The organism is Lentisphaera marina, from assembly GCF_028745505.1.
Lineage (GTDB): Bacteria > Verrucomicrobiota > Lentisphaeria > Lentisphaerales > Lentisphaeraceae > Lentisphaera > Lentisphaera marina.
This window is the reverse complement of sequence record NZ_JAQZZL010000002.1, coordinates 1,550,303-1,574,027: the sequence shown is the minus strand read 5'-3', so window position 1 is coordinate 1,574,027 and position 23,725 is coordinate 1,550,303. Positions and strand designations below refer to the sequence as shown.

Here is a 23,725-nt window from a genome sequence, read left to right as displayed (position 1 = left end):
AGTTATTTAGCTTTTGGTAGTTGAGAAGTACTTTTAATTACGAGCCCATGTTCTGAGAAATGAGCGCTTGAACAAGCTAATTTGAACAAATTGATTATTTCACCTTCTGATGGTATGAGCTCTTTGAACTTGTTGAAGTACTGAATCATTTCATCATCACCACCGAGTAGGGACATTTTATCGAGCATGTCGCTAGAATTAAACCCAGAAACCAACTGACTCATTGTTTTACCCGCATCATTAAAGCTACTTAGTAAAACTTTGTCAGGGGAATATTTACTTTGGAAGTCGTTGTATTCAGCTGAATTCACTAAGCTATCGGCAAAAGCAGGTGGGGTACTGATTAGGTTGACGACTCTTTCGTCGGTTTTTTCACCAAGGCTAATAATGAGTTTGTTTTTTCCGTAGTGTACAGAAAAAGCGACGCCGTTACTCTTGCTGGGGTCAACTTTAAAGCCATTGAAACCTAGTAATGGACTGTCAATTAGAGTTCCAGGAGCGGACATTCCTGCGAGGCCTTTTAGAGTCATTAAAATTTTGTTCATGAGCTCAGGATTATTGAAATCTAATACAATGGCGGCACTACCATTATAAGTCATTGACTGGAATGGGTTGTTGCTCTTGAATTCAATGATTTCGACTTTTTTACCAAAGCTGTTTAGTAAAGTATTGAGGTCAGATTGGAAGCTCATCTGTAATTGAGTATTGACTTGGTTCTCAATTTGCGCAGCATTGGGTACGTTTTCCTGGACCATGATTTCTTTCACTTTGTTCCAAGTAAAGGGCAGATTCATGGCCACTTGTGAATAAGTTTGTAAGTCTTTTGGAACCCAAGCTTCAGGTTTACCATCTACGTGAGGTTGATTAAGTAGTTCTAGGTATCCGCGTTTATTCTCTGGAAGACTCACAAATAAATTGGAAAACATTAAGTTATTTTTGTAAGTCAACCAAGTTCCCATGGCTGAGAGCTGGCCAAACTTCGCAAAAATATTTTTTGTATTCGCATTCATTTTTATATTTTCTAAGTCGGCTACGACCTCCATGATTAAATCACCTTCAGGAGTGTTTTGACGCATGCCTTCTTTTTGGAGTGTTTTAGCATAAAAATCAGTTCCAGAACCTTTTTGAGCAGCAATAAGTTGGCTCGCATAACTTTCACTTATTTCTTTGAGTTGAGCAAAAGCTTCATCAGTCATTTGATTTTCGGGAGCGTCATCGCCTTCAAAGCTGTCATCTGCAAAGCCATCTTGGAAAAACTGTGCCTGGAATTTGATTTCAGATATAATTTGATTAAGGACTTTATTGAAAGCTTGTGGTTCAAAATCATCGCTAATATCAGAGTCGCCAAAATCATCGCTATCAAAATCACTAGTCATGGATTTAGCACCTAAATCCGTGGCGATGGCTAGAATCAAATGGCCATCTTCCAAGTTAATCATGTGGCTAGCTTCGGAGTTGGTCTGATCTAGTAAGGTGATGACCTTAGTGTCAGATAAGTCTTGATCTAAGCGTTTTTCTGTTTTCTCGAGTTTATAATTATCGGCAAAACCTTGATAGAATCTGTTGATTAAATCAGCGTCGTTTTTTACCCAAATAAAAATGAGGCCGATGTTTTTGTTTTTAATTTCATCTGTTGTAGCAAAAGAAAAACCAAAACGACTATTGAGAAGATTATGAAGGTCACCATCTTCGAGGCCGAATTCATGCATGTTCTTTTTAAAGTCTTCGTACTCACCTTCTTGTTTGAGCATATCTTCAAAAATACTTTTGAGTTTCTCAATGCGTTTGGGGTCGCTAAAAAGTTTGCCCAATTGTGTCTCTTGCTTAATCGCATTCAGATTATTTTTACTGAGATTAAGTCGGGCCGCAGTGATGGTGTCGTTTGGAAGAGATTGGAAAATGTCTGGTGCAGCACTTACAGATAGGCTACTAAGAATAATTGCAGCACAAGAGGTTGGTTTAAGAAATTTCATTTAGATTCCTTTTTTTCAATGTAGGGAGGTTGATGGTAATGAATACCGTTTTGAGGCTGAGACTCATCATAGAGATAAGCGGATCGATGTGTTAAAAAATTGATGATATCAGTCATGGGGATGGCAAAGCCTAGTCCTTGGAATTGTGCGGAACCCGCACAGACTAAACCGACAACTTCTCCATTGGCGTTAAACATGGGACCACCGCTATTTCCGGGGTTGATGGCTGTGTCAGTTTGGATGAATCGCAATTGACCTAAATTCCTCATGTTTGAGCTCACGATCCCTTGTGTGACGGTACGCTCTAGGCCGAGGGGGCTACCAATGGCAAAAATCATATTTCCTGGATCAATTTTAAAGTCAGGGGAAAAAGACGCGGCCTTTAAACTAAGTCCTTTTTCTTCTTCTAGGTCCAGTTTAAGTAGGGCAATATCCCGATAGGGATGCAGGGCAATGATTTTGACTTTTTTAAGTTCTATTTTCTCAAAAGCAGTCTGCGTTTTTTTGTAAAGTGTAACTGTGATTTGAGTTTCACGTTCAACGACGTGATAGTTAGTCAATAGGTAGCCGCTATCAGAGATGATCACGCCACTACCTAAGCCGCGGGGTGTTTTGACCATGACTACACTTTCGTTAACGCGATCAACTAACTCTTTAACAGGAGCAACTGCTCGTCTACCTATCGTATAGATATCATTGATTTCGTCAGCCTCGACAACTTCTTCGTTTTTGTCTTTAATAAGTTCACGGCTATGGATATCTTTTTTGTCGATTTTCACCAGGTCACTACCGACGTCAATGATTATGTTCGAATCGTATTCCTTTAAGATTTTAGTGGAAATTACCGAGCCATTTTTTAAAGTGACACGTTCTTTTTTCGCAGAATCTGCCAATGCTAGGCATGAGCATAAAAGTAGTGTTATAAAAAATTTCATTTCGAGTCCTCCTTATCTCCGAGATAAAATATAATTCTATCGTGACACATCATTACCAAGTCCTGTTTGCCATCTTGGTCAAAGTCAGCACTAATCACTTCTTGAGGCTGAGAGTTGTCATCTTTTGATTTACGGCCACCACCATAGGGGTACTTCTTGTCGTCAAATACAGTCCAAGATAAAGTTTTTGTGGCTTGGTATTCGTCGTCAATTTCCAGTAAGCTGAGTCTACGGTTGGGGTAATCCATTACCAAGAGATCATTGCGTTTGTTGCCTGTGACATCCATTAGACGGTAGTCGCTTATATGTGTTTTTTTGACTCCTTGGATGTCGAGTAAGCGTTTATCAATTGAAGACTGCAAGATAAGCTTTTTTGAAGTGCCTTTCTCTAGAATGGTGAGCGCGCGACTGCTTAAGGAAACAAAATTGAAAATGGGATCCTTGAAAATGATGTTACTTCCAATGACTTCATGTTCGCTTTTACTACGGTAAATACCGCTCTTATCTTTTTTAAGTAAATGAATATTGCGACCTGTTTGATCAAGTGCGTAAGCCCGCTCGTCATCTATTTGTACATAGGAACGGATCTTGCTACTGTTTGGGAGGTTGATTTGGTCGACGGGATCAAGTTTGTCATTGAACCAAGTGATAATGCCACCAACTAAACGCAGTGCTTGGCTTTCTCCTTTTGAATTGATGATGAAACTGAATTCATTTAAGCTAGCTTTTTTCAATTTGCTCAATTCTTCGGTCACCACATGTTCTTCGTGGAGTTGAGAGAAGAGTAATTCTTGTTTATATTTTTTGCGGTAGATTATCTTGGTTCCGCCGAGCCAATTGACATCTTCTACTTTGTCGCCAATTCCTTTAAAGATTGATGAACTTGCTTTATCTTGATCTTTTGGCCAAGTGTATAATTCTAAATCTTTGCCATGGCGAGTGACCCACCAAGTGACGCCTGCTGTACGAGCGAGTTTTAAAACACTTTGATCCTTAGGTGTTTTTTCTTTCGCGGGCCAAGGGCTGGGGTAACTTAAGCGATTGTTTTTCCATTCCGAACAAAAGAGTTTGGGAGAATCTTTAACATGAATCAATATTTTACCTTCTTTGGCCAGGGGGGCTGCAATGGATTCAATATTGCGAACGCCTGGGAAAGTGTTTGCGGCATGCCATGATTCGTCTTCGTTGACAAAGAGCTTGAAAAGAGCATTACTATTGTCGGCTTGTACTAAAGTTTTTTGACCATCAATCATTAAGCTGGTGTTTAATTTTAAACTTGCTTTATCCATTGGTAGGCTAGTTGTTTTTCCAAATTCTTTAACTTCTTTGTCATCTTTTAAAACATAACGTCCCAATAGATTGTCTTGTTGATTAGAGATCAAGAAGAAGTTTGCGCCACCTTTAGCAGGGCCAATTTCAGCATGAGAAAAACTTTCATCGTGAAGTTCAATGGATGGGAGAAAGGTTTTGTCAGATGATTTCTTTAAGTACTTGAGTTTACTGGAAGCCCATTCGACAATATCTTTTTTGCCATCTCCATCAACATCAGTGTGCCACCACCAAACGCGATTGACATTATTATCTCTTGGCTCGAGATGAGAAACGCGACTGTCTTTTTCAAGCGTGACTTTTTGAATCCCTTTCTTTGCAGATAAATAAACCGTGTTGCCATCAATGATCATCGGGAGACCTTGGAACTCATCGGCAATGAGTTTCCATTTTTGCCCTTCTTCCCAACCAGTTTTTGTCTTTTGGTAATAAGTTAATTCGTCGGGGTATAGGGTTTGAATTAGCAAACCTTTTTTATCGCCAAAATTAATGTTCTTTACCGCCTCAATTGGGCGGGTTACGGGAAGCTCAGTAAGTTTGAATTCACTTGCAGTCGGAAGTGCGTTAGGAGAGTCGTCTACTTGCGCTTGCTCTCTTTCGTCTTTTTGCAGGTAGTGATAGAAATCTAATCGACCTTGAGTATGATTGATGAGCATAAGTGTGTCTTGACCATTATGTAAAAAGTCATCTACGTATATTTCACTGCGTTCACTTTTTACCACCCTCATTTCTTTCCAGCCTTGGAATTTATCATTCGCACTTAGCGATAGAGCTAAACCTAGGCTCGCGACAATCCAGTTTTTCATATAATCTCCCAATTATTTTCTTAAGATCTTAAATTATATGCGACTTCTTTATCTTGTAAGGTCAAAAACTGGTATTTTTTGTTTTTGATTTAAAAAAAGAGGCTTTTTGATCATGAAGGGGGATTTTAACGGGTAAAGAATCAGTGCTTAATCTTTGTGATGCTGCTTGAGGGCAATCTTCCCTTTAAGCTCGTCGGCTTTGCTTCCTTCCCACTGTTTGACACGATTAATGTATGCGGAGCGCGCAATCATATGCGCAGCAACGGGTGCAGTGAAGTAGAAGAAAATAATATTAACTAAGACAATCAAGGTGATCTTTAAGCTAGCAAAACAGAAGGCACAAAGCAAGAGAATGATGATGCCTCCAAAAGCACCGGCTTTTGTTGCAGCGTGCATGCGTGTAAAAAAGTCGGGGAAACGTATGAGTCCAATGGCGGCTATAGTTGTGAAAGCCGCACCAATTATTAGGATAATTGAGACGAGTAAGTTCATTCTTCCTCCTCATCTTCAAGATAGCGTGCAAAGGCAATGGTGCCTAAGAAAGTTACGACGGCAATGGCTACAGAAATTTCAAGAAAAACAGGGTTCTGAGTTTCCAAAGCGAATACAGCCGCAATACACATGACGACTGCAGAAATGAGGTCCATGGCCACAACGCGGTCAAAAAGGCTGGGGCCGTAAATGAGTCGCCAAGTGGCAATGCCAAGAGCGGAAATGAGCAAGGCGTAGGCACTCATTATCGCCCAGGGGAAAATTTGTAGTTCGCCCATTAAAAAACCTCCCTAACTCTGTTGACGTACTTACTGATGATTTCTTCGCGTACTTCATCGACAGTTTCTATGTACATGGCGTGAATAAAGAGCGTTTGCTTATCCTGCGATAAATCAATAGTTATTGAGCCGGGTGTCATCGTAAGCAAGTTGGAGAGTACTAAGAGCTGGCGATCACTTAAGCCTTCTACTGGTATGGCGACGAAACCAGGGGTCATGTGATGTTTTTTGGTTAATACATCATAAGCAACTTGCACATTTGTGATCACAACTTCTTTGATATAAAAAAGAACAAAAGCAATGAGTTTTATGATTTTCATTTAGCTTCTCCCATGACGGCATTGATGTATTCAGTGGGGTTGAGGAGCTGTTCCGCTGCTTCAACACAAATGTTGAAGATGAGCTCGCCCCATATACCTAAGGCAAAGGTACAGATTGTTAGAAAAACTATTGGGAGCATGATTTGCCAGGGTTGATTGCCCGTGTCTTCGCCAACGCCAGGGTATTCTTCTGGTTGTTTTTTCCAGAAGGCCTCAGCCCAGATTTTTGTCATTGAAAATAGAGTCACAACACCAACCGCAAGGCCTGAACCAAGCAGCAAGTATTCGTGAGCATCAGCAGCAGCTTTTAGGACGACAAATTTTGCCCAGAAACCAGAGAGAGGAGGGACGCCTGCTAAAGCAAATGCGGAGAGCGCAAAAAGTGTTGCAAAACCTGGGTTGACTTTATATAATCCGCCAATTTTCTTTAAATCACAGCTGCCTTTTTTGCGTAATATAACGCCACTAAAGAGGAAGAGGTTTGTTTTGACAATGATGTTGTGAAGCAGGTAGAAAATGGCGCCAGCAATACCCAGTGGAGTAAACAGGGCTAGGCCGAGTATCATGTACCCGATTTGACTCACGATATGTACGGAAAGGATTTTTCGAATCTCAAATTGTGAAGCAGCACACAAGACGCCCACCACCATGGTGAGGATGGCAATGACATAGAAGAACTCTTGCAGCAAACCATTATTTAAAGGGAAGATGAGTGTGAATGTACGGATCATGGCATAGATTCCCACCTTAGTGAGTAAGCCTGCGAAAAGTGAAGAGATTGAAACTGGCGGTGTGTGGTAGGAGGCGGGTAGCCATAGGAACATGGGGAAGAGGGCTGACTTAATACCAAAGGAACTAAGGAATAAGATGGCCGTTGAGTTGAGGAGCTTTTCATCACTGCTCTCAGCAATTCTCATGGCAATGTCGGCCATGTTGAGTGAACCTGTCTTCGCATAGATAATGGCGGCTCCTGAGAGGAAGAGGATCGATGAGAAAAGATTGATGGTAACATATTTTATGGCACCCTCTAATTGATCAGGTTTTTTGCCCATGGCCAAGAGGATGAATGAAGATAGTAACATGACTTCAAACCAGACGTAGAGGTTGAAGATGTCGCCAGTAACGAAAGAACCATTGACTCCCATCATCAAGAAGTTGAATAAGGGGAAGTAAGCTCGAGATTGTAGTTTATCGCTCATTTCTTTGAGAGAATAAATGAGCACCACTAAAGAGATTAAACCGGTGATAACAAGCATGATTGAGCTAAATAAATCGGCTACTAGAGCAATTCCAATATTTGCAGCCCAGCCACCATTGAGATAAACTTGTATGCCTTCGCTGCGAACGTTTTGCAGGAGATTAAAGGATGCAGCTAAATGAAATACTGCTGCAATAAGGCTTATGCTTCGCTGAACTTTTAAACTTTTAGAAAAGAGTGTGCAGCATAAGGCCGCGATAAAGGGGACGAGAAGTGGAAGTAGTAAAGGACTCATTTATCAGTGTCCGTGGTGTTAAATTTTTCCAAGTCGTCATGGCCCAAAGTTTTGTAGGTTCTGTGCAGTAGTGCAAGGCAGAAGGCAGTGAAACCAAAGCCAATGACTATGGCAGTGAGAACAAGGGCTTGGGGAAGCGGGTCAGCGTGAGGTGCCTGTAAAATAGTTTCACCACTCTTGATGATCGCAGTGTGTTTTCGAGTTAAACCCGAAGCGGCAAAGGTGAGTAGGTTCGCACCTTGGCCTATTAGCATGATGCCAATAACTAGACGGACGAGGCTTCTTTGTAAAAGGCAATACACACCGCCAGCAAAAAGTATTCCAATGAGGATAGCAATAAGGGTTTCCATTATGCGGCTTCCTCAAAATCAATAACAACAGTAAGTACAAAGCCAATCACCACCATAAAAACTCCGAGGTCAAAGAGCAGAGGACTTCCGATATGAACTTTTCCGAGGATGGGCAGTGTAAAAGTCGGGAACCAAAGGCTCTCTAAGAAAGCTTTTCCGACAAATAGCGGCATTATCCCAGCGCTAGCGGCCATGATTAAGCCTGAACTTAGGAAATTCTTCGGTTGCATCCATAGATGTTTTTCGAACTCTTCAGCTCCAATAGCGAGAATTTTTAAAATGAGTGCGGCAGTAAATAGTAGTCCGCCAATGAAGCCTCCCCCAGGGTCGTTGTGTCCACGATAGAGAAAGGCAATAGCCATCGCCATGAGAATAGGGCAAAGAAGGCGAGCAGAGAGAATGATGATGACAGAATGCATTATTCAGTGTCCTCCTTTTTGTTGTTGCGCATGAGAAGTGAAACACCGAGGCCGGCAATACTTAAGACAACAATTTCACCAAAAGTATCAAAGGCTCTGAAATCAACAAGAATAACATTCACAACATTGCGTCCATGGGCCTCTAGGTAACTAGTTTCTGCGTAGATTTGTGAGACGGGGTTTTTTGAACTCAAATTCTGGGCTTTAATGACTAAAAAAGTGACAGTCATACCAACAATGGAGGCAAAGATGGCGTCAAAGGCTTTTTTACGTCGTGTGCTAAAATCTTTAAATCGAGGGAGCTTGTGGATCACAACCATAAACATCACAACAGTGAGGGTTTCAACTAAAATTTGTGTAAAGGCAAGGTCAGGAGCTCCATACATCATGTAGATCAGAGTGATACCAAAACCAATAACGCCCAAGGAAAGCAAGGCCGTCATTCGGGAAAGTGTTGTACAAGCCACGATTGTGACGATAGCTAAAGCAACAAGAAATGCCAATGTGATGGGTTTGACGTGAGAGAATTTATAGAATTCAGGCATCCCACCTACATAGAGGAGGATGTAGAGGAGTAATCCAGCAAAAGCCGAGATGGTGATAATCATATAGGAACGTAGAGAGCCACTTTGGATGAGCTTGGTGGACCATTTGGCAAATTTGATAAAACTTTCTAGGCCATTGGCAAAAGATTGATCGAATTGAATATTGAGTTTGTCGTCCACGCCGGTAGCATTTTGACGGATTTTTTTACGTAGTTTATAGAGGCCAAAGCCACAAGTAAGAGTGATTAAACTAAGGATTAAAGCGGTGTTGACACCATGCCAAAGTTTGAGTTTTACAGGGTGGAAAGTGGTGTTGAAGCTTGCAAGGGCAGGACTTAAAATGTATTTAGCAATAGGGCCAGGAAATAAGCCGAATAATAAACTTAATAAGCCTAAAGTTACCGGGCCAATCAGCATAGTTGGAGGTGCTTCATGAGCGTGGATTTTCTTGTTTTCTCTCCCTAGAAATGGGTGAAAGCCAATTTTAAAGGCCAAGACAAAGAGGAACATGCTTGATATGAAAGCTGAACTAATAAGCAAGATCTTCATATTGTGATCTAATGCACTACCGTAAAAGTATTCTTTAGCCAAGAAACCAGTGAAGGGAGGGAAGCCCGCTTGGGAGAGGGCGGCTAAGCCTGCTGCTGCAAAAGTCCAAGGCATAACTTTGCGGAGTCCGCGAAGTCGGGTGATATCCCGTGTTCCCGTTTCATGATCAATGGAACCAGCAACCATAAACAAAGTGGCCTTGTATAGTGCATGAGCAAAGAGCATCATGATGGCTGCTTTGAAACTAAATTCAGTGCCCATGCCAATGAGCAGGGTGATGATCCCTAAAACACTTAAAGTTGAATAAGCGAGGATCTTTTTTAGGTCGCGGTAAATTAAACCTAAGCTCGCTGCGAGAATCATAGTAAATCCGCCCACATAAACAAGTAAATGAAGCCAGAAGCTTGTGCCGCCTAAAACAGGAGTGAGCCGAGCTAAAAGGAATACCCCGGCTTTAACCATTGTAGCCGAGTGCAGATAGGCACTGACTGGAGTGGGTGCAGCCATGGCGTTGGGTAACCAAAAGTGGAAAGGGAATTGTGCCGATTTGGTAAAAGCACCCAAGCAGATTAGAATGACAATGGCTTCGTAAAGTTTGTGGTTTTTGATCATCTCCGCATGAGTGATCAATTCAGAGACTTGATACGTACCTGCGACATTACCTAGCAATAATATGCCTGCGAACATCGCTAGGCCGCCGCCGGCCGTCACAATTAGGGCTTGCAATGCTTTCTTCCTTGCATCGGGGTTTTCGTGATTGAAGCCTACGAGTAAAAATGAACTCACAGTAGTAAGCTCCCAGAAAATAAACATAGCAATAAGATTGTCTGACAAGACAAGCCCCAGCATAGCAGCCATGAAAATTTGAATGATTGTGTAGAAGCGCGTATTGGCTTCGTAGCCCTTTAGGTAGCCTGAAGCATAAGTGAGGATGAGCGCGCCTATGCCAGTTATGAGCAAGGCCATGAGGAAACTTAAACCATCTAAACGAAAGTTTAAGTTGATGTCAAAGGCAGGGATCCATGTGTAATCCTCGCTAATAGCGAGTCCTTGTGCAATATCAGAAGCTTTACTGCAAATGAGGGCGAAAGATGTAGCCGGTACGAGAGCAAAAAGAAATCGTTGCTTATGTGGTATGAATCTTGCAATTGCGGGAGTCGCAAAAGCAGCCATGAATATCAAGGCAACAGATAGTAGCAGAAACATTTTTTATCCCCAAATTGACACTATGGGCAAAATTTAAGCGACAAGCTTGTTTTTACAAGATTAATCAAGACGAATTATAAGTGAATTGAATCGGTATGTATTCTGCATGCTTTACCTTTGTGAGTCTTAGTGATTATTCACCATCCTAAAAGTCTAAGGTATTGTGAATGATTTATGATCTAAGTGCTTTGTATAGAGTTTACACCTACATATCAAGTGATAGTAAGTTAACAGTAAAAATTCAATATGTGTTAAATTTATAAAATCTGATGATAAAAATCCTCAAAATATATAAAAAACACAGCTTTGTCTATTGAACTTTAAGTACGACAACGATAAGCTGAGGCTGTCATAAATGTGCTTGAGTTAAATTTTTTGATGAAAAGTACATGAAAATAAAATGTAGATTTAAATATATATAGGACGGGTTTATGTCAGAAAACACAAGTAATACAGGCGGCAACGCTTTAGTATTTAAGGGAATGGGAATTTGTTTTATCCTTCTCACAATTCCATTTGCTCTTTGGGGTGCAGCTAATAACATGACTGACATGTTGGTGCCTGCTTTTAAGCGTGTAATGAGTATGACTCAATTACATTCATCGATGATTCAAATGGCATTTTATGGTGCATATTTCTGTATGGCTTTACCTGCAGCTTTTATTATTAAAAAATTCTCTTACAAAACGGGTGTAGTTTCAGGTCTTTTCGTTTACGCAATAGGAGCATTTTTATGTTTCCCTGCGAGTCAAGTGTCTAGTTTTACATTCTTTTTAATTGCTTTCTATGTTTTCGCCGGTGGTTGTGCGATTTTAGAAACATGTGTGGCTCCTTATGTTATTTCAATGGGACCAGATGAGTCAGCAACCCGTCGTATTAACCTTGCGCAGTCTTTTAACCCCATCGGTTCACTTGCGGGTTTATTTTTAGGTAAAGAACTTATTCTTGGCGGACTCGCAAAAATCACTGAAGACGAGCGTGTAGCTATGGCTACAGAAGCTCCAGAAAAACTCGCTGAAATTCAAGGTAAAGAACTTTCGAATGTCGTTGTTGCATATGCTATTATTGGTGTGGTGAGTTTAATTCTCGGTATCATTATCTTAATCAAGAAATTCCCTAAGGGTGGAGAAGAGGAAGATGATCACAAGCCAGAGCACGCATTTGGCCCTACAGTTGGTCGTCTCTTTAAAAACAAAAACTACGTAATGTCAGTTATTGCTCAATTTTTCTATGTTGGCTGTCAAATTGGTGTGTGGACTTACACAATTGACTATGTAATTGCAAATAACCCTACAATTTCAGAGCCTAAAGAAGCCTCTAATTATATGATTATCGGTCTCTTTCTCTTCACTGCTTCGCGTTTTATTTGTACTTTCCTAATGAAGTTCATTGATCCAGCTCGTCTACTAACAATCATCACATCAATTGCAGCGATCCTTTGTGCTGTAGTTATTTGGGGTGGTGGAGCAACGGGCGGTTATGCACTCGTAGCAATCTCTGCTTGTATGTCACTTTGTTTCCCAACTATTTACGGTCTCGGTCTTACTGGACTTGATGACAATGATAGAAAACTCGGTGGTTCTGGTATCATCATGGCAATCGTTGGTGGAGCTGTACTCGTTCCAACTCAAGGTTTATTAAGTGATAAAATGGGTATCAACCTCTGTTACCTCATGCCATTCGCGAGTTTCATTCTCGTAGCAATCTATGGTATCATTGCACACAATAAAGAAGAAGAAGTCGGTATTGTTCACGACTAAATCTTTAGCTAGATTTTTAAGGGCCCCTCGGAATTTTTTCGAGGGGCCTTTTTTTGTATAGCGTCATAAGATTTGATCAAATGAAATTCTCATGTCATCATGATCTTATTACAATTAATGAGTTTAGGAGAGTTTATGTACTTAGCGGATGAAAATAGATATGATCATATGATTTATAAACGCTGTGGAAAGAGCGGGCTCAAGTTGCCTGCGGTGTCACTAGGCTTGTGGCATAACTGGGGTGGGGTGGATACTTATGAGAACGCCAAGGCAATGACTCATCGAGCTTTTGATTTGGGAATCACTCATTTTGATTTAGCTAATAACTATGGTCCTCCTGCTGGAAGCGCAGAAAGTAATTTTGGTAAGATTTTAATTGAAGGCTTAGGTCTTTATCGAGATGAATTAATCATTTCATCAAAAGCGGGCTACGACATGTGGCCAGGCCCTTATGGTGAATGGGGTTCACGTAAATACCTCATAGCTAGTTGTGATCAAAGCCTAAAGCGCATGGGTTTGGATTACGTGGATATTTTTTATTCGCACCGCTTTGATCCAGAGACTCCTTTAGAAGAAACTATGGGAGCACTTGATTCAATAGTTCGAGCCGGCAAAGCACTTTACGTAGCTATCTCATCTTATGATGCCGAAAATACCAGGAAAGCTGCTGCTATTTTGAAAGACTTGGGAACGCCTTGTCTTATTCATCAGCCTTCCTACAGCATGCTCAATCGTTGGGTGGAAGATGATTTATTAGAAACAGTCCAAGACGAAGGTATGGGTTGTATTAGCTTTTCTTCATTAGCTCAAGGCCTGCTGACAGCTAAATACCTCAATGGTATTCCAGAGGATTCGCGTGCAGCCAAGAGTACAGGGGCTTTGGATGCCAATCAAATTGATGAAGTCACAATCCAAAAAATTACGGCTTTGAATGAATTGGCTGAGGCGAGAGGGCAAAAGCTTTCACAAATGGCAATTGCCTGGGTATTACGTCAACCGGCTATGACTTCAGTAATTTTAGGAGCGAGTCGCATTTCTCATGTTGAAGATGCCGTAGCGAGTTTAGCAAAACTCGACTTTACAGAAAAAGAGTTAAAGGCAATCGATCAAATTTTGGCTTAGTTATTCAACTAGGTTTTGGCAGAGCCTCTCGTGTTGGAGGTCATCGAGGTTCTGCAAAGTCGTTTCGGCGATGTTGGATAAGGCTGTTGAAGTAAAGAAAGCTTGATGACCGGTAATGATAACGTTTGGAAAGGTGGTAAGGCGCATGAAGTCATCATCTTGAATGATGGTGTCGGAACAGTCCTCAAAGAAGAGGTCAGCTTCTTCTTCGTAGACGTCGAGTCCTACGGATCCAATGCTAGAGCTTTTGAGTCCCTTGATTAATGCCTTGGTATCTATTAAAGCTCCACGGCTAGTATTTAAAATCATCACCTTATTCTTCATCTTAGCAATGCTTTCGTCATTAATTAAATGATGAGTCTCGGCTTTTAGTGGGCAATGAAGACTTATGATATCCGACTTTTTAAATAGCGTGTCTAAATCAGTGTACTCGCCCATTTTTTGACATTTGGGGTTTTCAAAAGGGTCAAAAAACAACAGGCGAGCTCCAAAGCCATTCATAATATTGGCATAACACTCGCCAATTTTACCTGTGCCGATAATACCAACAGTTTTTCCATGTACATCAAAGCCCAATAAGCCATCAAGAGCAAAGTTCCCTTCCTTGACGCGGTTATAGGCGCGATAGATTCTTCTATTGAGCGTCAGCATTAAGGCGACAGTATGTTCCGCGACTGCATAGGGGGAGTAGGCAGGAACTCGACAGACTTTAACCTTGAACTCTTCGCAAGCTTTGATATCGACATTGTTAAATCCTGCACAGCGAAGAGCAATAAACTGAGTGCCGTTTTTTGCGAGAGTCGCAATCATTTCACGATTGATTTGGTCGTTGACAAAGACACAAATAGCCGAGTAGCCCTTGGCAAGACTTAGGGTTTGTTCATTTAGGTGGGCACTGAAGTAGGTGATTTCATGATTGAATTTATTTTCTCGTTGAAAGTATTTTTCATCATAGGGTTTTGAACTAAAAAGGGCAATTTTCATCATGAATCCTCATTCTATGTGGTTTTTATCAAACCTGATTTCATTGGAGCTCAGTGGATTAGAGAGCATATTTTGTGGCACGGGGCCATAGAGATCTTCTTTCATTTCTATTCCCGGTGGGATGCGCCGATTACTGCAATTCCAACATACATGGAAATGTCCTGGGTTCTCTTCTTCGCAATAAGTACAATTCCATTGCTCTGCAATAATTTCATCAAACTCTAAGCAATGAAGTCGCAGTTTTTTGAGTTCATGATCTAAGTCGAGGCTGAGGAAGCGGTGCTGGTTTTGGATGATGAATTGATTGAGTAAGGTCTTGTCGTGAATGTCTAAGCTCTGGGCTTTTTTGCAACTATGGCAAATGAGAATTAAGTGCCTTCTCCGAAAAAGTAAGGTTCCGAAGCAGAGAAGTAGGATACTGAATAAACCAAAAAAGCCATACATGAATAAGGCAAGAGTAATAATCACTAAGCCAGCAATGTTGGGGCCCATTTGTTCATAGGTAAATTCTTGTGAATCTTCTTTGAAACACTGGGAGCAATGCGCGTGAACTGGGACCTTAACTTTCATGTAATTAGCTTACATTCACTTAAGTTTTTTGCCCATGAATTCTGAACTTATTTATCTGGCTTAGCGTCAGCTTCATGATTAAAATAGATCACACACTTATCTAATCCTTTGATCGAACTAATGTCGTGGCGAATAATAACAATGTCCTGATCATTGATGCTTCCATAGCCAGTTCCATTACTCGTGTATGTACTCTTGGAACCAGATTCGAATTTTTTTATAATTTCAATTTCATCACTCTTATTACTGTGATCATGAATATCGCGTTCCTTCTCAATACATAAATAAATGACTTCGTCGGGGTGGTTTAATTTCTCAAGTCGAGCTGCAAAATCTAGAGCGGAACTGCTTTCCTGTAATTCATGATCAATTTCGCTTAGATAATCCTTATATTTTGTATACAGAACATCTTTTTTTGCGTATTCAGGGAAGTTTTTGTGTGATTTATAGATACCAAAAGCGCAAGCTCCTGCCATGATAAAGAATATTGTCGTGATTATTGCAAAGATTTTAAAAAAGTCTTTCATTATATGTCCTCCATTGTTATCATTAGAATAATGAAAACTCATTGTTTTGCAAGATTTATTTTTTGATAAAACTCAAAATCTCCGCGAAGCTCTTGATTCAGTACATTCTTATGATGTGCTTATTTACAGGGATTGTCGCAAGTGATAAAAGTAGCAAGACTGATGAAATAAATATTTATCATTACTTTTAATGAGTGAAAGCTGTCTCAGGCGAATTGTATTAGCAGGCGCATTTTCCTATAGTATAGAACTTTTAGATTTTTATAAGGAGTGATTAGAATTGAAGAAAGACTACTCAACAAGATTAACATTGATTCAACGCCTCCAAGTTGATCGTGACGATGAGCAGACTTGGGAAGATTTCGTTGAAACATATAAAAATTATATTTTCGTAATCATTCGTAATTTTAATTTAAAACAAGAATTAAATGAAGATTTACTTCAGAATGTCTTATTAAAGCTTTGGAAAGATTTACCCAAATTTGAATATAGACCCAATCAATGCCGTTTTCGTACCTGGTTGAGCTTGGTGACTTGTAACATAGTTAAGGACTATCTTAGATCTAAAGCGAGTAATAACGCTAAGAAAGAAGTCCAATATGAAGAAGCTCTGGAGAGTATGAGCCGTGTTAGTGAACCAGAGATTGAAAAGTTAGCTGAAAAAGAATGGAAGGTTTTTATCGCTGAAAAAGCCTATGAAAATATTAAAGCTGATTTATCTGAAAAAGTACGGTCGGTTTTTGAGCTTTCGATGCAAGATATTCCCGACCAAGAAATAGAGCAGCGCATTGGCATTGCCTCCAGTTCAGTTCGTGTTTACAAGAAGCGTGCTCGCAATGCATTAATTAAAGAGATAACACGTCTAAATAAAGAACTCGATTGTCACTAGTTTTTCTCTATCAGTTTAAGGCGTGTAGATAAGAGCTTTTTTACATCGGGATCTAATTGACCCGGTGAGGTGATGAGAGTTTTTAGATAGCTCATGTGCAATAAATCCCGAGAATTCAAAAGCTTTAAACCACGTATATCTAAGACCTGTAATGTACTGCTTCTTAGCGAGCTTAGATCACGTATCTTGGTGTTAGCTATATATAGTTCTCGGATTGAGTTGTTGGAAAAACTTTCTAAACTGGTTAAAGGAGTTGAGCTCACATCCAAGCTCAATAAAGGCATGGAGCGAAAAGTAATAAAATTAACGATAGAAGTATGGGAAAAATCGGCTTTTTGCGCCGGGAAATTCTGTAGCATATAAGGGGATAGTAAATTCGGATTATCTGAAAGATCCAAAAGTTTACTCTCGTGATCATACTTTAAATTAATGCTGTGATTTTTATTGTAGATGGGAAGCAATAGCGAGGCTAGTTCGAGTCGTTCTTGGTAGTTTAAATCAGAGTATATTTTGTAGTGAATTAAATTTGAGGAATGATGATTATACGATCCAAAGACTTTGTTAATGATTAAATTAAGTTGATAAAATTCATCTATCGTTTGAGGAGCTTGATTTTTGCTCGAGTAATTGATGATGAATTGGCTGAATTTATCTTTGGGCTCCAAATCAGTCAATAGATTGAGTGCTTGATCATATTCCTCACTGATAAAATATAATTTCCCCAAAAGTTCTTTTGCGAGGAGGTTGTTAGCGTCGAGTTGTAGCGAATAATTGAGTAAGTCAATGGCCTTGTCAAAATTGTCTGCTTCAAAATGAATCAGCGCATCGCCGTAAAGTTTATTCGATAATAAGCCACCTCGTTCTTGACTTTCTTCAGTTTTCAAACGGAATTTTTCAGCGAGAGCTAAGGCGTGCTTTTCAGACTTTTTCAGGTTGATAGTAAAGAATAATGTTGAAAGAGAAATGATAATGAAAGCTATGAAAACGGTGAGGAATAAAGCTTTATTACGCTTGATCAAGAGTGATAAAATTTTGATGTTTGAGTTTTTTTCAGCAGAAATTGCGTAGCCATTTCTAAACGCTTGAATATCGTTCTTAAGTTCATCAACAGACTGATAGCGTTGATCGAGGGGGACTTTTAGCGACTGAAGGCAAATGAGCTCGAGTTGCGCAGGAAGGTTGTTCACAAAGGAAGATGGAGAAACAAAATCGCCATTTACTGTTTTTTGTAATGTTAACTCAATAGTTTTCGCCGTGAAGGGTTTTTTGTAAGTTAATAAAGTATACAAAATTGCGCCTAGAGAAAAAATATCGCTATGTATGCCCTTTTGTTCATCCATGAGAGGGCTTTGTTCCGGAGCCATATACCCCGGAGTGCCCTTAAGGTAGCCATCGAGGGTTAATTTATCTTCGTGTATAGAATTGAGTGAGTATTTCTCGACTTCGGGGAAACTCTCATCAAGAGGAATTGAGTCATCTAAAATGATGGCTAGGCCCCAATCACAAACATAGACCTCGCCATACTCATCGATACAGATGTTTTCTGGTTTTAGATCTAGGTGGGCAATTCCCTTTGAATGACAAAAGGCAATGGCATCGCAAACTTTGAGAAAAATATCGATCAGTTCATTTCTGTCTAAAGCAATATTTTTTTCAGTTTTACCTTCCTCAATAATATCTGCTAAAGTTTTTCCTTGGATAAACTTCATACTGAAAAAAGGACTGCCATTTCTATATCCCATATCATAGATGGGAATAATGTTAGGATGCTGTAATAAAGAGTTTATGCGGCCTTCGCGCAAAAAGATTTCTTCTTTTTTATGATCGCAAGAATCACGGGGCAGAGCTAAAGCAACAGTTCTGTCGGTATACTCATCATGACATTGGTAGATAACTTTATGCCCGCCAGTTGCATGTTTCTTTAATTGTGTGTAACGATCGGCTTCGTTTTTAATTGAATCACTTATCGGCGTTTCAACTTCATCGCTATAAAGAGCTGTCGCTTCATCAAAAATTTTTGAGAAGTTATTATTAGTAACGACATTTTTATTCATAATCATTCCAGAACTTATCCTTAAAGCTTTCCCACTATAGTACTCTATCTAGGGATTTGATGACTAATAATGGAAAGCTTAATCGTTTTCTTTCTAAGTAAGTGAAAATTAAGCGACTAAATTATGGGAAAGTTGCAAATAGGAGAGGAAAATTTTAGGATTCATGTTTTTTACTGTAACAATAGGCTATATCTCTCGCTTTTGTTTTCAATAACTTAAGGATTTTGAATCATGGTCACATCAGTTTTGAATAAAAAAAGTAAGTCCTCGTTTTCTTTGATAGAGCTTTTGGTCGTTATCGCCATAGTGGGAATTTTATCCTCTTTACTTTTGCCCGTATTATCAAAAGCTAGGGAATCCGCGAGAAGAACTCAGTGCCTTAATAATCAAAAACAGATTGGTGTTGTTATGTTTATGTACCTCGACAATAATGAGGGCTATTACCCCGTTTCCCATAATATTGCTGGTCAAGTTGATTATGCGTGGTCATGGGATGATAAATTAAGTGACTATGATGGCCGTGATCTAAGTGATGCAGATAAGAACAGCTGGGGTTTTAATGCAGGTAGTGGCCAGAGTGATGGGGCCAAACTCTATCGCTGTCCTTCCGATTCTAGGGGAGAAGAAAGTGGTTTGGGTCAGGGATCTCGATCGTATTCACTTAACACACTTTATACCTTTACATCTTGGGCAGGGCGGGGGATTACGAGTACTGCTTGGGAAACAGATGCAAGTAAAATTTACTCACGGAAATATAGTGATATAAATCAAGCCTCAGACAGTATTGTGATAACTGAATATCCATATGAGAATAATACCGCAGGTCATCAATCGCGAGGAAATGTAACGGTTCAAGATCTTCAAGTTAATCAGGCGGAAAAATCATTCTGGGTTCACGGTTTATGGAAGAGTAATTACTTGTTTGTAGATGGTCACGTAAGTTATACATATTTTCCTTCTACTTATGCCGGCTCCGGTTCGGACCCTTGGTCAGCAACAGATACACGCAATACGATGTGGGATTGTGGAAAGTAGTCCATTGGTCTCTTTCGAGGAATTTTTATGAATCATATTTATTACATACTTATCATTATCGGACTTAATAGCTTCGGCGTGGAGCCCGGCTCATTCGAAGAGCAAGCGAAGGCTTATAAATGGCAATTACAAGCAGAGGAGGGCTTGCCAAATGTACTCATTTTGGGAGACTCTATATCAATAGGATATACTTTGGACGTCCGCAAAATCTTAGCTGGTAAAGCCAATGTCTATCGTCCAGTGGCGGGTGATAAACCTCTAAATTGCGGCGATACAGTGAGTGGATTAAATAATTTGAAGAAATGGCTCAATACCCAAGGAGTGAAAAAATGGGATGTCATTCATTTCAATTGGGGTCTACATGATTTAAAAAGGATAAAGCCAGGTACCGCAATTAAAAAAGCAACAGACCCCAAGGTAGCTCCGCGAAATTCGCCAGAGAAATATCAAGAGAATCTGAGCAAATTAATTGAAGTCTTGAAACAGACAGAAGCTAAATTGATTTTTGCGACTACGACAGCTTATCCTTCAGGTGTGGTGCCTTGTCGTATTCCAGAAGATGCAAAAATTTATAATGAGGTCGCACAGAAATTGATGCAAAAAAATCAGATTGTGATTAATGATTTGTACACATTCACCCAGCCACGTTTAAAGGAACTGCAAATTCCCGTCAACGTTCATTTCACTCCAAAGGGATCTCAGTCATTAGCCAAAGAAGTGAGTAGGCACATCGCACAAGCACTAAATTTGAAACTGTAAATCACTAAAATTATTATGCATGAATAATAATGTTGAGCTGCGAAGACTTGGAATCAAAATGGCTAGAAGTGAATTAAGTAAAAATATCAATATTATGATATAATATATCAAATAAGTGTCATTGTAATCTCCTGCTAGTATCCGTATGTTTAGCTCAATTAAGCAAACTGGAGACTACTATGAGTTTAAATATTGACCAAAAAGTTATTAGTGAATTAGACCCGACTTATCAACCTGCCTACTTGTGGAATCAAGCTTTTCGCAAGAAAGTATCTGAAGCTGAAAGCAGTGATTTTGCCATGGCTTTAGTCCAAGCCAATGGTACGGTTTTCACCCTCAATGAAAAGATCTTGGCACACACTGGAGCGAATGTAGAGCTCAACCATAAGTTTGTTGAACGTTTTCTTAAAGCCATGTTGTGGATGGTCGGCGGCAATAAAGTCTATATTGCAGGGCCTCAGGAACTCTTCGATTACATCAAGCAGACTTATTCGAATTGCGGAGAGCGCAAATTTGATAATGAAATTATAGCTGAAAAAGTTTATGGTAGTGAATTTGAGTTCATACACTGCAGTTTAGAAGAGGTTCCCCAAAGTAGTGGCAATGCTCAATCCCTCGGTGGTTATACAGATGGTTGCCGCGTGGGCTTCGACCTTGGTGGCTCCGATAGAAAGTGTTCTGCAACAATTGATGGTCAAGTGGTTCATACCGAAGAGGTAGAATGGGATCCTTATTTTCAAAATGATCCATCCTGGCATTTGGAAGGTATTAAAGACTCGATTCGCCGTGCAGCCGAAAAACTTCCCCGTGTGGATGCGATTGGTGGTAGCGCTGCAGGTGTTTATGTGGATAACCAAGTTAAAATTGCCTCTTTATTTCGTGGTGTAGCAGAAGAAGATTTCGATTCTAAAGTCAAAAATATTTTCATTGAACTCAAATCTGAATGGGATGTGCCAATAGTCGTGGTCAATGATGGTGATGTGACGGCTCTTAATGGCGCCCAAAGTTGTGGTGTCACTCCCTGTATGGGCCTAGCAATGGGAACGAGTGAGGCCGTGGGTTACGTCGACAAAGACGCCAAAATTACTGGATGGCTCAATGAACTCGCCTTTGCTCCAGTAGATTACCGCGACAATGGACCTGTGGATGAATGGTCAGGCGATCTAGGTTGTGGCGTACAGTTTTTCTCTCAGCAGGCGGTGGCGCGTTTAGCACCAGCAGCAGGTTTAGACTTTGAGCCGGGCATGCCTTTCCCCGAGCAACTCAAAGAAGTACAAAAATTAATGAAAGCGAATGATCCTCGAGCTCGTAAAATTTATGAGGCGATTGGCATTTACTTGGGTTACACGATTCCTCATTATGGTGAGTTTTATGAAATGGATAACTTGCTCATCTTAGGTCGTGTAACATCGGGTGAGGGTGGTGAACTTATCCTAGAGAAAGCGCGTGAAGTTTTGGATACGGAATTTCCTGAATTATCAAAGATAGTTAATTTTCATATCCCCAATGAAACCGATAAACGCCATGGTCAAGCAGTGACAGCGGCGAGTCTAGCACCTTTAAACTAGGAATTATTATGGAATTTATTCATTCAAAAGCCAGTGCTTACATCCCATCTGGGAAAGCCTATGAGGCAGCACTCTCAAGTACGACTCATTTAGCGATTGTCGCTCACCAGGACGATACCGAGATTTTAGCATATAATGGTATTGCACAATGTTTTGGTCAAAAAGATCTCAATTTCAGTAGCGTTATTTTATCAAATGGTTCAGGAAGTCCACGTACTGGGATTTACGCCGAGTACTCAGATGAAGAGATGCAGGCGATTCGCCGTGACGAGCAGAATAAAGCGGCTTCACTTGGAGATTTCGCAGTCCAAGTTCAGTTGGCGTACCCGAGTTCGGAAATCAAAGATTCACAGAACAAAAACACTGTGGCAGAACTTCGGGCTATTCTTCAAGTCGCACAGCCCGAAGTTCTGTATTTACACAATCCAGCAGACAAGCACGATACGCATGTGGCGACGATGTTGCGCTCTATTGAGGCCGTTCGTTCACTCCCAAAAGAGCAACGCCCCAAGAAAGTTTATGGCTGTGAGGTTTGGCGTGACTTGGACTGGATGATGGACGATGAAAAAGTCGTTCTTCCCACAGATCAGTACCCTCATATTGCACAGGCCCTCATTGCAGTTTTTGACTCTCAAGTAAGTGGAGGAAAACGTTATGATTTAGCGACTGTTGGTCGTCGAGTTGCCAATGCGACATACTTTGCCTCTCATGAAGTGGATGCTTGCGATTCAATGAATTTTGCCATGGACTTAAGTCCTTTGATTGAAGATGAGAATTTGTCAATTAGTGACTACGTAAAAGCGACCATTGAGCGTTTTCAAAATGATGTCACCAGTAAATTAGATAACTTATCTTAGGAGTCGATATGGAAGTTATAATTCAAAAAGATGCCGCCGCGGCCATTGACCTCACGGCTCGTCTGATTTGCCATGCCGTTCAAGATAAAAAAGATAGTGTTCTAGGTCTAGCAACGGGGCGTACAATGGAAAATTTGTATGCCAATATAGTCCAACGTTACGATCAAGGTGAAGTTAGTTTCTCGCGCTGTTCAACATTCAATCTCGACGAGTACGTGGGCTTAGCTCCAGATCATAATCAGTCTTATCGGTATTACATGAACGACTTACTATTCAATAAAATTAATATTGACCTAGAAGAGACTTATTTGCCAAATGGTGTGGCAGCCGATCTCGCTGAAGCGTGTAAGGAATACGAAGAAAAAATTACTGATAAAGGTGGAATAGATATTCAACTCTTGGGTATTGGTAATACGGGTCATATTGGCTTTAATGAGCCCTTGTCCTCTTTGGCTTCCCGTACACGAGAAAAAGCTTTAGCACCCATTACTCTTGAACAAAATGGGCCTTTATTCGATGATCCAAAAGAAATGCCCAAGCGCGCTCTTACTATGGGCGTTGGCACCATTCTTGATGCTAAGAAAATTATTCTTTTAGCGACGGGTAAATCCAAAGCTTCAATTTTAGCCAAAGCAGTTGAAGGTCCGATCACTTCTATGATTTCTGCATCGGCATTACAATTGCACCCCAACTGTGTCATCATCTGCGATGAAGATGCAGCCGAAGAACTCGAAGGTAAAGAGTATTATTATCGTATATTCGAAAATGAACCCGAGTGGCAAGTCTATCACTAAGTTAGTGTGTTTAGGAAAATAATGGTTTCCCCCTAGGCCATGTTTTACGAGCTACAGGAATATGTCAATGACACCACATACATATTTCTGTAGCTCGCTTTTTTTGCTCAT

At 40.3% G+C, this 23,725-nt stretch carries 22 protein-coding genes; 8 read left to right on the top strand and 14 right to left on the bottom strand.

Going from position 1 to position 23,725, the window contains the following annotated elements:
• Positions 1–2: 2 nt before the first annotated feature.
• The 10 genes from PQO01_RS17295 to PQO01_RS17250 all read right to left on the bottom strand — a co-directional run bounded on the left by PQO01_RS17295 (position 3) and on the right by PQO01_RS17250 (position 10,695).
• On the bottom strand, positions 3–1,973 hold the full coding sequence (locus PQO01_RS17295; protein ID WP_274315416.1) for a hypothetical protein: 1,971 nt from the start codon (positions 1,971–1,973) through the stop codon (positions 3–5).
• The gene (locus PQO01_RS17290; RefSeq protein ID WP_274315415.1) at positions 1,970–2,908 is read right to left on the bottom strand and encodes a S1C family serine protease; all 939 of its coding nucleotides are present in this window, start codon (positions 2,906–2,908) and stop codon (positions 1,970–1,972) included. Before PQO01_RS17290 ends, PQO01_RS17295 begins: the two co-directional genes overlap by 4 nt.
• Positions 2,905–5,043, bottom strand: a complete 2,139-nt coding sequence (locus PQO01_RS17285; protein WP_274315414.1) for a hypothetical protein — start codon at positions 5,041–5,043, stop codon at positions 2,905–2,907. The genes PQO01_RS17290 and PQO01_RS17285 overlap by 4 nt, the downstream gene beginning before the upstream one ends.
• A 147-nt stretch (positions 5,044–5,190) precedes the next feature.
• The gene (gene mnhG, locus PQO01_RS17280; protein ID WP_274315413.1) at positions 5,191–5,535 is read right to left on the bottom strand and encodes a monovalent cation/H(+) antiporter subunit G; all 345 of its coding nucleotides are present in this window, start codon (positions 5,533–5,535) and stop codon (positions 5,191–5,193) included.
• The gene (locus tag PQO01_RS17275) at positions 5,532–5,813 is read right to left on the bottom strand and encodes an MrpF/PhaF family protein (protein ID WP_274315412.1); all 282 of its coding nucleotides are present in this window, start codon (positions 5,811–5,813) and stop codon (positions 5,532–5,534) included. The genes mnhG and PQO01_RS17275 overlap by 4 nt, the downstream gene beginning before the upstream one ends.
• Positions 5,813–6,133, bottom strand: a complete 321-nt coding sequence (locus tag PQO01_RS17270) for a Na+/H+ antiporter subunit E (RefSeq protein WP_274315410.1) — start codon at positions 6,131–6,133, stop codon at positions 5,813–5,815. The genes PQO01_RS17275 and PQO01_RS17270 overlap by 1 nt, the downstream gene beginning before the upstream one ends.
• Positions 6,130–7,626 carry a proton-conducting transporter transmembrane domain-containing protein gene (locus tag PQO01_RS17265; protein ID WP_274315407.1) on the bottom strand — a complete coding sequence of 499 codons (1,497 nt, stop codon included), beginning with the start codon at positions 7,624–7,626 and terminating at the stop codon, positions 6,130–6,132. Before PQO01_RS17265 ends, PQO01_RS17270 begins: the two co-directional genes overlap by 4 nt.
• Positions 7,623–7,976 carry an NADH-quinone oxidoreductase subunit K gene (locus PQO01_RS17260; protein WP_274315406.1) on the bottom strand — a complete coding sequence of 118 codons (354 nt, stop codon included), beginning with the start codon at positions 7,974–7,976 and terminating at the stop codon, positions 7,623–7,625. The genes PQO01_RS17265 and PQO01_RS17260 overlap by 4 nt, the downstream gene beginning before the upstream one ends.
• Positions 7,976–8,395, bottom strand: a complete 420-nt coding sequence (locus tag PQO01_RS17255) for an MnhB domain-containing protein (RefSeq protein WP_274315405.1) — start codon at positions 8,393–8,395, stop codon at positions 7,976–7,978. The genes PQO01_RS17260 and PQO01_RS17255 overlap by 1 nt, the downstream gene beginning before the upstream one ends.
• Positions 8,395–10,695, bottom strand: coding sequence for a putative monovalent cation/H+ antiporter subunit A (locus tag PQO01_RS17250; protein ID WP_274315404.1), 2,301 nt, complete (start codon positions 10,693–10,695; stop codon positions 8,395–8,397). Before PQO01_RS17250 ends, PQO01_RS17255 begins: the two co-directional genes overlap by 1 nt.
• A 431-nt stretch (positions 10,696–11,126) precedes the next feature.
• Here PQO01_RS17250 and fucP point away from each other — a divergent pair, with 431 nt between their 5' ends.
• Both fucP and mgrA read left to right on the top strand, forming a co-directional pair.
• Positions 11,127–12,455: an L-fucose:H+ symporter permease gene (gene fucP / locus PQO01_RS17245; protein WP_274315402.1), complete on the top strand. Its 1,329-nt coding sequence runs from the start codon at positions 11,127–11,129 to the stop codon at positions 12,453–12,455.
• 135 nt (positions 12,456–12,590) lie between these two features.
• Complete coding sequence (gene mgrA / locus PQO01_RS17240) at positions 12,591–13,577, top strand: L-glyceraldehyde 3-phosphate reductase (protein WP_274315400.1); 987 nt, start codon at positions 12,591–12,593, stop codon at positions 13,575–13,577.
• Here the strand turns inward: mgrA and PQO01_RS17235 are convergent, their stop codons facing one another.
• From PQO01_RS17235 to PQO01_RS17225, 3 genes are read right to left on the bottom strand one after another with little or no spacing between them, the layout of a single operon-like run.
• Positions 13,578–14,561: a 2-hydroxyacid dehydrogenase gene (locus PQO01_RS17235; RefSeq protein ID WP_274315398.1), complete on the bottom strand. Its 984-nt coding sequence runs from the start codon at positions 14,559–14,561 to the stop codon at positions 13,578–13,580.
• 9 nt (positions 14,562–14,570) lie between these two features.
• Positions 14,571–15,131: a hypothetical protein gene (locus tag PQO01_RS17230; RefSeq protein WP_274315396.1), complete on the bottom strand. Its 561-nt coding sequence runs from the start codon at positions 15,129–15,131 to the stop codon at positions 14,571–14,573.
• Positions 15,132–15,178: 47 nt separating this feature from the next.
• Positions 15,179–15,658 carry a hypothetical protein gene (locus PQO01_RS17225; protein WP_274315394.1) on the bottom strand — a complete coding sequence of 160 codons (480 nt, stop codon included), beginning with the start codon at positions 15,656–15,658 and terminating at the stop codon, positions 15,179–15,181.
• A 280-nt stretch (positions 15,659–15,938) separates the two neighbouring features.
• Here PQO01_RS17225 and PQO01_RS17220 point away from each other — a divergent pair, with 280 nt between their 5' ends.
• Positions 15,939–16,547, top strand: a complete 609-nt coding sequence (locus PQO01_RS17220; RefSeq protein ID WP_274315392.1) for an RNA polymerase sigma factor — start codon at positions 15,939–15,941, stop codon at positions 16,545–16,547.
• Here the strand turns inward: PQO01_RS17220 and PQO01_RS17215 are convergent.
• On the bottom strand, positions 16,544–18,601 hold the full coding sequence (locus PQO01_RS17215; RefSeq protein ID WP_274315389.1) for a protein kinase domain-containing protein: 2,058 nt from the start codon (positions 18,599–18,601) through the stop codon (positions 16,544–16,546). The genes PQO01_RS17220 and PQO01_RS17215 overlap by 4 nt on opposite strands.
• A 231-nt stretch (positions 18,602–18,832) precedes the next feature.
• Here PQO01_RS17215 and PQO01_RS17210 point away from each other — a divergent pair, with 231 nt between their 5' ends.
• From PQO01_RS17210 to nagB, 5 genes are all read left to right on the top strand, one after another.
• Positions 18,833–19,636: a DUF1559 family PulG-like putative transporter gene (locus tag PQO01_RS17210; RefSeq protein ID WP_274315387.1), complete on the top strand. Its 804-nt coding sequence runs from the start codon at positions 18,833–18,835 to the stop codon at positions 19,634–19,636.
• Positions 19,637–19,663: 27 nt separating this feature from the next.
• Entirely contained in the window at positions 19,664–20,395 is a 732-nt protein-coding gene (locus tag PQO01_RS17205) for an SGNH/GDSL hydrolase family protein (RefSeq protein ID WP_274315385.1), read from the top strand.
• Positions 20,396–20,574: 179 nt separating this feature from the next.
• Entirely contained in the window at positions 20,575–21,963 is a 1,389-nt protein-coding gene (locus tag PQO01_RS17200) for an ROK family protein (RefSeq protein WP_274315384.1), read from the top strand.
• Between the two features lie 8 nt (positions 21,964–21,971).
• The gene (locus tag PQO01_RS17195; protein ID WP_274315383.1) at positions 21,972–22,820 is read left to right on the top strand and encodes a PIG-L deacetylase family protein; all 849 of its coding nucleotides are present in this window, start codon (positions 21,972–21,974) and stop codon (positions 22,818–22,820) included.
• An 8-nt stretch (positions 22,821–22,828) separates the two neighbouring features.
• Positions 22,829–23,614, top strand: a complete 786-nt coding sequence (nagB, locus tag PQO01_RS17190) for a glucosamine-6-phosphate deaminase (RefSeq protein ID WP_274315381.1) — start codon at positions 22,829–22,831, stop codon at positions 23,612–23,614.
• Positions 23,615–23,725 lie beyond the last annotated feature (111 nt).